Source organism: Desulfopila sp. IMCC35008 (assembly GCF_010646885.2).
GTDB lineage: Bacteria > Desulfobacterota > Desulfobulbia > Desulfobulbales > Desulfocapsaceae > Desulfopila.
On sequence record NZ_CP050700.1, the window covers coordinates 453,975 to 465,000 of the forward strand.

General features: G+C 45.9%; 8 protein-coding genes and 2 rRNA genes (1 of these 10 running past the window's edge). All 10 read right to left on the reverse strand.

Translation table 11 applies throughout. The features are described from left to right. Nucleotides 1–123: 123 nt before the first annotated feature. A complete protein-coding gene (locus tag GA520_RS02000) occupies nucleotides 124–1,500 on the reverse strand; it encodes a B12-binding domain-containing radical SAM protein (protein WP_163340257.1) in 1,377 nt (458 codons plus the stop codon). Between the two features lie 16 nt (nucleotides 1,501–1,516). Then, nucleotides 1,517–2,830 (reverse strand): radical SAM protein, encoded by a 1,314-nt coding sequence (locus GA520_RS02005; protein ID WP_163340256.1) that lies wholly within the window; start codon nucleotides 2,828–2,830, stop codon nucleotides 1,517–1,519. Continuing rightward, complete coding sequence (locus GA520_RS02010) at nucleotides 2,827–4,200, reverse strand: B12-binding domain-containing radical SAM protein (protein ID WP_163340255.1); 1,374 nt, start codon at nucleotides 4,198–4,200, stop codon at nucleotides 2,827–2,829. The genes GA520_RS02005 and GA520_RS02010 overlap by 4 nt, the downstream gene beginning before the upstream one ends. After that, nucleotides 4,197–4,808 (reverse strand): trans-aconitate 2-methyltransferase, encoded by a 612-nt coding sequence (locus GA520_RS02015; protein WP_163340254.1) that lies wholly within the window; start codon nucleotides 4,806–4,808, stop codon nucleotides 4,197–4,199. Before GA520_RS02015 ends, GA520_RS02010 begins: the two co-directional genes overlap by 4 nt. Beyond that, entirely contained in the window at nucleotides 4,805–6,121 is a 1,317-nt protein-coding gene (locus tag GA520_RS02020) for a B12-binding domain-containing radical SAM protein (RefSeq protein WP_163340253.1), read from the reverse strand. Before GA520_RS02020 ends, GA520_RS02015 begins: the two co-directional genes overlap by 4 nt. After that, nucleotides 6,118–7,119 (reverse strand): GNAT family N-acetyltransferase, encoded by a 1,002-nt coding sequence (locus GA520_RS02025; protein ID WP_163340252.1) that lies wholly within the window; start codon nucleotides 7,117–7,119, stop codon nucleotides 6,118–6,120. The genes GA520_RS02020 and GA520_RS02025 overlap by 4 nt, the downstream gene beginning before the upstream one ends. Continuing rightward, nucleotides 7,119–8,198, reverse strand: coding sequence for a GNAT family N-acetyltransferase (locus GA520_RS02030; RefSeq protein WP_163340251.1), 1,080 nt, complete (start codon nucleotides 8,196–8,198; stop codon nucleotides 7,119–7,121). Before GA520_RS02030 ends, GA520_RS02025 begins: the two co-directional genes overlap by 1 nt. A gap of 13 nt (nucleotides 8,199–8,211) precedes the next feature. Next, a complete protein-coding gene (locus GA520_RS02035) occupies nucleotides 8,212–8,604 on the reverse strand; it encodes an S-adenosylmethionine decarboxylase family protein (protein ID WP_163340250.1) in 393 nt (130 codons plus the stop codon). Nucleotides 8,605–9,145: 541 nt separating this feature from the next. After that, a 5S ribosomal RNA gene (gene rrf, locus GA520_RS02040) occupies nucleotides 9,146–9,262 on the reverse strand. Nucleotides 9,263–9,382: 120 nt separating this feature from the next. Further along, nucleotides 9,383–11,026, reverse strand: a 23S ribosomal RNA gene (locus tag GA520_RS02045) (it continues 1,364 nt past the right edge of the window).

Genomic DNA, 11,026 nt, shown 5'->3' on the forward strand with positions numbered 1-11,026 from the left:
CAGGCTGGTTATGGTCAGTGATTTCATTTCCGTTCAGATTAAGAAGGTTTTCCAATGAGTAGTATCAAGCAGTATAAATGGGAACGCTTTACCAGGTCTGATCGGTTTTTTTTACTTATCTCATCAGCCCGTTCCCTTTTCTTCTATAAGCAGTGTGAGGTAGCGATAGGTTAGCTTCAATGAACCATGGGCTATACGGAAGAGGGCTTTCCAGCCGAATTTGCGAACAAGGTACATTGCATTATTCATGAACAAATTGATATACAGGTTCGTTTTCAGTATCTCGAGGTAATAAGCCTGCAGGGTCATCTTGCCAGGCCGGATCGTAACCTGGCCGAAACTCCATTTTGTATACTCCTGCTCATCAACCAGCAGCCTGTCCCTGAAGGTATCAAAATATGGGAGGCCGGGAAACGGGGTCAAGGGGGTGAGTGATGAAACTTCAGGTTGCAATATGCGAATATATTTTCTTAAGGAATGAAAGTCTTCATGACTCCAGTCCGGATGCATAATAAATGAGGCCCACACATCAATACCGCACCCACGAAGAATCTCGCTGGCCCTCTTGCTGTCAGTTACAGTACATTTTTTATTGTAAGCAGAAAGCTCTTTGGAGTTATGTGACTCGTACCCCACTAAGGCTGCCTTTAAGCCGTAACGAGCGAAACGTTCTACACTGTCCTTATTGGCCAGTACAGAATGCACCGAGCTGTAACAGATGAAATTTTTACGGATTCTCTTCTCCTTTAAGTAATCGCAAAGCGTCTCAAGTCTTCCCCCGTCACAAAGGAAATCGTTATCGACAATCATGATCGTTTCTTCATCGATGTCCGCTATCTGTCGACAGATAGCGGACATGTCCTGATGCCTTTCCACAGCTCCCTCAATGCGCCAGCGTAGGCAAAAGCTGCAACATTTACTGCATCCCTGGGATGTCTGCAGGAGTGCACTTGGTTTGTATCCGAAATAACTGTAGTGATGTCGATATCTTTGGGTCGAACTGCGGTCGGGGATCAGGTATTCGTTAAATTGTAATTGTTTGGGGACAGCAAAACCCTCTTTTTTGCTCTGTACACCATCGATGGCTCCTGGTGTTTTTCCGGCAACCAGGTCAGAAAAAAGTTCACTGATACCTGCAGCGGTTGATCGGGTCATGACATAGTCTATGTTTGGAGAAGTAAAGGAGTGCGGTCTCAGCTGAGCCTGTGTCCCCCCAACAACTATCTGAATACCTGGATTGACCGCCTTTATGCGTGAAGCTAGCGTAAGTATTGTCTCGACGTCTATACAAAGAGAAGTGATCCCGACACATCTTGGCTGGTATTTCTTGAGGACCTTTTCAATATCAGACCTCTCAACCATCATGTCGATCAGCAAAAGTTCATGGTCCTGTTTGAGCACTCTGTAAACAGCCTCAAGACCAAGGGGTTCCGAAAACATGAATTCACCGATGGTAATAGCTTTCGGCGGTCTTGGTGGTCTGATGAGAAGAATATCCATGCTATCTGTCCAAAACCTAGTAAATATTCGGCGGTATTTTCCTGTTGATATGGTGCCGGTAATAGAGATTCACCACCAGGTAGAGGAGAAAATCCTTTGGTCGTTTCCAGAATTCTTTTCGGAAAAGAGTTCTGGCGAGAATTGACGGAATACTGAACACCCGCCTGTAGAGTTGCCAATAGGCGTCCGTCAGCTCTTGAGGTGTCATGTTTTTAGGGATATGAACGGCTTCCGCACCATTGTAAGAGTAGATATCGTCATTGCAGATCCTGCTTTCATGAAGGAGTTGATTATAGAAATCGGTACCCGGTATCGGAGTGAGTATATAAAACCTTGGTACAACAATCTTATTATCTCGTATAAACGCTGCAGTGTGGGCAATAGAGGACAAGGTGTCACCGTCTGCGCCAACCACCATTTCGGTGGACACGTCGATGCCGGAATCTTGTATTGTCCTTATAAGTTGAGGGTATTCGACAGGATTACTCCATTCCTTGCCCATAGCCGCCAGGCTCTTCCGGGAGATGGATTCGAGTCCGAAACTGAGCACTCGACAACCGGAATCAGCAACTGCAGCAAGGAGTTTTTTGTGTCTGGCTATCTCTATTGAACACTGGGAATACCATACCATGTCGAGCTTTTTTATCTCGCTGCAAAGCTCGAAAAGATACGAGGTATTGGCCAGGATATTGTCGTCCAGCAGCAGGAATTTTGTAAAACCAAGATCCTTAACGGCTTTAATATCCCGAATAACTGACTGGACAGGCCGCCTGAAATAACGATTCCTGTATAAACAGTGGACGGAGCAAAAAGAACATGACTTCGGGCAACCTCGGCCTGCCTGCACAGGCAGGAAATCCCCAATATTTTTAGACAGCAGGAGATCATAGCGAGGCAGCGGTGGGTCTAAATCCTGTAACATTTCATGGTAAACAGGTTGTAGACAGTTATTTTTATAGTCATCAAGGAGTTTACTCCATACGGGTTCCGCATCACCGACAACAAGAGCGTCACAGTATAATGACGCTTCTTCCGGCATGAGGCTCACCATATACCCACCCATGATAACTGTTTTACCGAGACTTTTGAATTTTTGAGCCAGATCAATGGAGCGGAGTACTCCATGACCCATACTTGAAAGAGCTATAAGATCAGCATCTGTATCAAATGGCACATCCTCCAGGGTTTCGATACATATTTCCACCTCCCATTCCTTGGGGGTCAGTGCGGCCAGAAGGGGCAGGGCAAGACCGACAAAATACAGTTTCTTTTTCTTTATCGGCATGCCCTTACAGCCATATGGAGAAGGTTGGATGAGGAGTAGCTTCATGCTGTTTTCACCAGATTACGCAGCACCTTTTTCAGGTATTGCCAGGTTACCCGGCTCGACCCCACAGACAGTTGCAGGTTTTCATACAAACCGAATCGTCGAATCAGCGACCAGATGGCAGATGGCCTGAGGGTGATAGAATAATAGAGTGTAATAATCTGCCAATAATAGCTGGCAACCGACAGCCTGGTCGGTTGCATGACCAGGTGGGCCAGGTCCCATTTCTCATATGCTGCTCGGGGTACCCGCAATTGCTCATTATGAATTGTACCCATCAATGTGCCAGGTAAAGGGGTAAATGGCTGGAGATTAATAAACACAAGGTTGAGGTTCAGAAGCCATTTTTTCAGCTCTTTAAACTCGGCGATTCCCCAGTCAATGCCGAGAATGAGGGTCGCGTAACAATCAACCCCGCAATCTGCCAAAGTTGCAACTGCCTCTTCATTAATACTGGGGAGGTTCCCTTTATGATACTGTTTGAGATCTTTTGACCGGCAGGACTCGAGACCAACGATGACTGCCCGCAGACCAAGAGTCGCGAAACGTTTAATTACATCTCTGTTTTGAGCAATAAAATCGGCTCTGCCGTAGATGAGGAAGCGCTTTTTAAGGTTTCGTCGTTCAAGTTCGTCACAAAAGGACAGGACACGCTCGCGATTTACCAGAAAATTATCGTCAACAATGTAGATCTCCTGGTCGGATATTGTTTCGAGCTCGACCATCACATCATCAAGTGGGCGACAAAAATATGCGTGATCCGTAATCTCACGACAAAAGCAGAAACTACAGTCAAAAGGACAGCCAAAAGAGGTCTTCAATAACGTGCATGGATTATGAAAGAGATAGTAATAGTGTTTCTTGTAGCGTGCAACTTTGTCTCGATCCGGATGGGGAGCGATAAATGTCTTCTTTTTTAAAGGCTTTGGTTTGCCTTTGCGGTAAATGCCTGTATCCGTTGGGAGTGGTTCACCTTGTGATTCGGCCCTGACAATCTCCTGGAAGGTTTCCAGACCATTGGCACAGACCACATAATCGAGGTTAATGTCAGTAAAATCTTCAGGAACCACCTCAGCGTGGACACCGCCCACAACAGTAACGCAACTGTTCACCGACCATTTCTTTGCCTGGGAGGCGAGATTCTTTATTATGTTTACGTGGGTGATATAACCTGTGAAACCGATCAGCTCGGGTTTGTATGTTGCAAGTAAATCTGTAAATGATTTCTTTTCGAGAATGAGATCAATGATAGTGACCTGATGCTCCGGAATCATCGCGGCCAGGTATTCGAGCTCAAGAGGCTCGCAGATCATCACGTGTTGCAGCCCAATGGTTTCAGGGGAGGATGGAGGGCGTACCAGGAGTATCCTCATCGTTGCCACCTGAAAAGGTAAAGGGAGGGCATGAAAAAACGATTGCTGATTCGAGTAGTCTTTAAGGTCTGAAACAGGTTGTTGCCGAGTTCTTGCATCTCGATGACAGTACGGTAATTTGCCGGGCCTGTGGTGAGTCCCACTCCGGTCAATACTATCTTGTCAAACAGACTGTTCCTGCAGGCCTGGGACAGGAGCAATGTCCCGCCTGGATTCAATAGGTCTGCCATTATGGCAAGGGTCTCCCTGGCGTTTTTGTAATAAGGAAAAGAATGGCTGCAGATGATAACATCGAAGTTAGAGTCACTTTGGAAAGTAGAAGCATCACCAATCTGGAAATGAACATTGGGATATTTTTCCACGGCTCTGGCTATCATGAGAGGTGACAGGTCAACGCCAAGATACTGCGACCGATTCGGGCCAAATTCAGAGTATATTTCCCCATACTGCTGACCGGTGCCACACCCCATGTCCAGGATTGCAAGGCCTTCATTACCAGACAGAATGTCACCGATATGTGCCGTTATCAGGGCACGGGTGGGAGCGAGCGAGACGTGCTGAACCCATAGTCTGTCATAATAGCGAGCCCAGAAATTCCACACGGTCATGACCACACCAGGAGTCGTTTTACGAGATAAGCAGCAAGGCGTTGGTTCCGGAAAAGTATTTTGGCCTGCAGCCAATAAAGTCTGATCATAAAACCAAACCGGCTCAACTGCTCTGGGGCTAAAACCAGTGAGAATAAATTCCATTTAACGGGATCATCGGAAAGAAGCTGTTTGGCATACCGTTCAAATTCTTTTGTGCCAGGAAAGGGGGTGTAGACAGATATGGTGTAGCTAGATAGTTTATGTCTGCCAATCCACCTGTCGAGGTTGCGGAAATCAGCTGCCGTAGCCTGCTGGGTCATGATGAAAAGGCCGGTACAATTAATATCATGCTCATGCAATAGCTTGATACACCGGCTGTTTTGCCAAGCCGTAACGTGTTTATTGTAGGAGTGTAGCATTTCTTCTTCTATAGCCTCTAATCCGACAATTACCTCAATGACCCCCATTTCCTTGAGTTTGGGTAACAAGTCTTTGTGGTCACAGATGAAAGAGGCACGACCGTAGATGATAAAATTTTTCTTTATACCTTGTTGATGAATGGTGAATGCGAATTCCTTGATTCTCTCTTCATCAAGGAGAAAGGTGTCGTCAACGAGCCAGATGAGTTCACAGTCTATGGCTGCTATTTCCTGCACTACCCGGTGGACCGGTCGGGCAGTATAGTTCCCGTCGTTAAGCAGACGGCAGTAGCAGAACGAGCAGTCAAAAGGGCAACCAAATCCGGTTTTTACCAGCGCCACCGTACCAAGATGCAGATAATGGAATCGGTCTTTATGGGCGAGGAAATAGGATCGATCTGGGTCCGGAAGTTCATCGACCGGAAACGGTGCTCTGGCATTCTCGTGCCAATCACCGTTAGTACGGCGATACCAGATCCCTTTTAATGAATCGTACGGTCGATCACCTGAGGAAAGAATGTTCAGGAATGTAAAATATCCGCCAGAAGATACAATAAGGTCGATGTTTTCCTGGCAAAAATCGGCAGGGTTCAACTCTGCGTGTACTCCACCTGCAATGACAATGACGTGGGGGCAATATCCTTTGATGATCTTTGCATAGTCAAGCATTTGATTGCGGGCGGCATAATAACCGGTCAGCGCCACGTGAGTGGGTTTAAAATCCTTGCAGGCTGCCCCAAGGTCCTGATCAAAACCGCCGTCCCATATTTTATACAATCCACCAAAATCGCGAACAGCCCTGGCCAGATACTCGAGTTCAAGGGGTTCAGTTGGCAACAAGGCCATTCGTTCAGCGACGCAGTGATATCTGGGGCGCACGAGCAGCACCCGGGAAGGAGTCGTATCCGTCATTTCCGGCGCCCTTTAAAGACGTGGGGCTTGGTAGGTTGATTTCTATATCCCAGCAGGTGAATACCTTTCTTTATACCAAAGTGTATAAGAGGATTTGAATGGCGGGCGAAAAGGTAGCGTGGATCAAGCGTGCAGCCTAACCGCATTTTGACCCACTCTGCAGTTTGACCGAGATCAATTGTTTCAACCCTATGTTCAAAACCACTCTTGACTATGTGAATCAACATGTTGAAGTAGGTGTCGAATCGATGATTATTGTTGTAATCGATCCCGCCGAAAAGAAAGTAATAGTTCCTCTCTGAAAGTTTGGTCTGGCAAAAGGCTAATGGTTCATTATCTTTTTCGAAAAGAGTTAGCTGGCTTTTGGATTGCTGAAAAAAAGAGATGGGCAGTTTTTCCAATTTAAAATCGGAGCGGTCGAAAACTTGTTCATACAAACGATAAAAATCAGGAGAAAAGCACGAGTTGTCATCCAGCTTGGTTATCTGTACTTCAGCAAAACGTTGCATAGATTTCATAATCTTGTAGCGGTAATGACTCCTCATTGAATCAAGATATGTACGGAAATTCAGGCCATTCGTTTTTAAAATACATGTTGGTAAGGTTTGACCGCATACACAATGAGGGGCAAGATCATGAAAGCCGGAATTTAAAATCAATACACCACCTTGAATTCTGCCTAATTCATTTTTAAAATCCTCCAATGTGTCGTTTTTTATTAAGAAACCAGGGCTGGAAACGGAGCAGGGTATGCCTACAACGGTGAGATTAAGTGCCAGGTGTCCAATCCCATAAGTTAATATGTTGAGACGATGCTGATACGTTACGAACAGGGAAATACCCTGTGGACCGATAGAATAATAATATTGTTGGCCACATGGATTGACCACCTCAAGGTGTTGTAGAAAGGAGCGGCTGAGAAACGGATGGTCGCTAGAAATGGCGTCCCAGTCCTCTGGTAGTTGCCGGATGTTCGTCGCACAAGTGAAGAGACCCATTACACATCCATGGAGAAGACTGCGTAATTTTTTGATGGCGTTGGTTGCCATCGCTGGCAGATGTTTTTTGACTTATCATTCGAATCGAAAATCCAGCCGGTTTCGCAGGTGGAAAATTTGTCCCGTGCAAGGCGGAAACAGTGATGGAAAAGACCGAGTAGTACACCACTTCCCTGGTATTCGGGGACCACACCAATTTCTGCTATTTTCAGCCTCGTCACCTGCTGTCTAAAAACTCTATAGCGAAGGAGTGCTTTGATCCCAAGTTTTTCACCAGGGCCGATGAGTTCATTATAATCTGGGTACCAGAGGATAAATGCAATTGGTTGTCCGTTGTGTTCTGCTATGAGAAGATTATCTTCATTTAAGAACCAGCGGAAAGGGTGAAATAGTTCATAGTCTTCTTCTGCCAGACGAGGGAAATAAAGCGGGTGGCCTTTAAAACAGAGATTATTGAGTTCAGTATAAAGGCTGATCTCCTCTTTGAGTTTACTGAAATCCGTTTTTCGAAAGGTGAAACGTTTTTCAAGGCGCCGCAGTATGGGCTCTTCGCGGACCATGGAAATGTTGTCGATCTCATATTGATATGATACCAGATTGAACTTTTTGAATCCTGACAATAGAAAATATGGAGCGTAATAAGGAGGATTAAAGGCAGAACCGAAGCAGGGAACCTTGTCAAAGGAATCCGTTAAAAAGCCGAGTCCATAGTTAACGTGGCCATTCATACCGGCTATAATTCTTTTGACACCTTTTTCTATTGCTATCTGTTGAGCGGCGTCAACCAACTTTTTGACAGCAACTGCACAATGAGGCTGTGCCTCAAAAAAACTAATCTGTAAGGTATCAGCCAGGTGCTTTGCGTGTATCAACAGACAAAAAGCGAGCACCTCATCGTTTTCATCTGTCACGGTTATGGCTGAATGATGGCAGCGGCTTCCAAAGGCGCCTTTAGATGAGGTAACAATGTTGTACACATCGGTTAAGGAGTCTCTATGACAAGGGTTGTTTTTATAGACGCCTGCTATCAGTTTTCTATAGGCACGCGTTGAGGGACTATTACCGCAATGGACTTTCATTTCATTTTCCAGGTTAATGGTACTTTTGGCCTCTGAGTAAAAATTGCTGCTCAATTTCATTTGGCTCAAAAAAGGCTTGAGTGAATTGGACTATCATTTGAATGTCAAACTCCTTACAGGAGTAGACATCTACAGAGACAAATCGAGATTCTGTCAAGGTATGGATTGAAATGCCAGACTCGACGATTGGTACCCAGCCAGACAAACCTTCTTTGCCAATAAATTCCTCCGGGGTTCGAAAAACATATGGTTGTGTTTGTTTCGTAGCACCTATAATATCAACCATTTGATCAAGAAACTGATAACAGGCGTCAATATTGTCGAGCTTTTCGCTACGACACAGATAGCAATCGAGAATAAGGTGAAAGCCAAAAGCCTGTTGTTTCTCTTTTTTACTATATTGCAACGTTTTACCTCATATTCTGTAAAAATATCTTTGTTGTTGGTCATATACTGATGGGCAAGCATGAAATGTGAGATATTCCAATTCCTTTTGTTACCTTGAGGTGTAACATTTTACTATCAGTATTGCGATAAACTGAAACAACGATTCTTTGTGGTTTAAAAAGAGTGTCTTTAGAAACCATGAAAGGTATCAGCAGTTTGAACAGAACGATTCAAGGCAAAACCTCAAAATAACTTTCAGCCTGCACTTCATGTTAATTATATGCATACAGCATGCCATATTTTGGTTCAAAAATTGATGTACCTGTTGTTGTATAAGGTTATACACGTAATCAAGGTGTCTATGCTGCGGAATGGATAGAGGGTGTTCATTAAATGTACAGTGTTTGAGCAATGTGGGGGAGGGGGGAGGAGAAATATCCTATGGTCGTTTACGTATGGGAATGCGTACTAGTACAAGAATGAAATCATAGAAACAAAAACAGGACTGCGTAACGCAAAAACCCCGATCAGTCTAAACTGATCGGGGTTTTGTATATATAAATCGGCGGCGACCTACTCTCCCACATAGTTTCCCATGCAGTACCATCGGCGCAGAAGAGCTTAACTTCCGTGTTCGGAATGGGAACGGGTGGAACCTCTTCGCTATGACCGCCGAAAAGAGAAATCGTGCTACTTTTCGGTATATGGGGAAGGGGAGTGGTTTATGACATCCTTCCCTTGGTAAAACAAAGATAATCGAATAGTAGGGTAGTAGTAGTTTGTTTAATCAAAAAAATGTGGATAAGCCGCACGGCTTATTAGTATCGGTTAGCTCCATGTGTTGCCACACTTCCACACCCGACCTATCAACGTTGTAGTCTACAACGAGCCTTCAGATGACTAATGTCATGGGAAATCTCATCTTAGAGTGGGCTTCCCGCTTAGATGCTTTCAGCGGTTATCCCTGCCGAACTTAGCTACCCAGCAATGCCCCTGGCGGAACAACTGGAACACCATAGGTTCGTCCACCCCGGTCCTCTCGTACTAGGGGAAGATCTCTTCAAATTTCCTGCGCCCGCAACAGATAAGGACCAAACTGTCTCACGACGTTTTAAACCCAGCTCGCGTACCACTTTAATTGGCGAACAGCCAAACCCTTGGGACCTGCTTCAGCCCCAGGATGTGATGAGCCGACATCGAGGTGCCAAACCTCCCCGTCGATATGGACTCTTGGGGGAGATAAGCCTGTTATCCCCGGAGTACCTTTTATCCGTTGAGCGACGACCCTTCCATGCGGAATCGCCGGATCACTAAGACCTACTTTCGTACCTGCTCGAGATGTCTCTCTCGCAGTCAAGCTCCCTTATGCCTTTACACTCTTAGGCTGGTTTCCAATCAGCCGGAGGGAACCATCGCGCGCCTCCGTTACTCTTTAGGAGGCGACCGCCCCAGTCAAACTACCCACCAGACAATGTCCTGGATCCGGATTACGGACCGCAGTTAGATTCCTAAGATAACAAGGGTGGTATTTCAAGGGTGACTCCATCGACACTGGCGTGCCGACTTCAAAGTCTCCCACCTATCCTACACATGTTACCTCAAAAACCAATGCCAAGCTGTAGTAAAGGTTCACGGGGTCTTTCTGTCTTGTTGCGGGTAACCGGCATCTTCACCGGTACTACAGTTTCGCTGAGTCCCTGGTTGAGACAGTGGGGAAATCGTTACGCCATTCGTGCAGGTCGGAACTTACCCGACAAGGAATTTCGCTACCTTAGGACCGTTATAGTTACGGCCGCCGTTTACCGGGGCTTCGGTTCAGTGCTTCGCCTAAGCTAACACGTCCCCTTAACCTTCCGGCACCGGGCAGGCGTCAGACCCTATACTTCGTCTTTCGACTTCGCAGAGTCCTGTGTTTTTAGTAAACAGTCGCTCCCCCCATTTCACTGCAACCAGACTAGGCTTCATTAGTAAATAATTACACCCTGCTGGCACACCTTCTCCCGAAGTTACGGTGCTATTTTGCCGAGTTCCTTAACCAGAGTTCTCTCAAGCGCCTTGGTATTCTCTACCTGCCTACCTGTGTCGGTTTACGGTACGGTCACAATCATAACTAGATACGAGGATTTTCCTGGAAGCATGGAACCAGCCACTTTGTTGTCTAAAAGACATCGTCATCACGCCTCAGTCTTAAAGGTACCCGGATTTGCCAAAGTACCAAACCTACACGCTTAAACCGGGACAACCAACGCCCGGATGGCCTTACCTTCTCCGTCCCCCCTTACCATAACATTATGATAGTGGTACAGGAATATTAACCTGTTTCCCATCGACTACGCCTCTCGGCCTCGCCTTAGGAGCCGACTAACCCTGAGCAGATTAACTTGACTACAGGAAACCTTAGGCTTTCGGCGACAAGGTTTCTCACCTTGTTTTTCGCTACT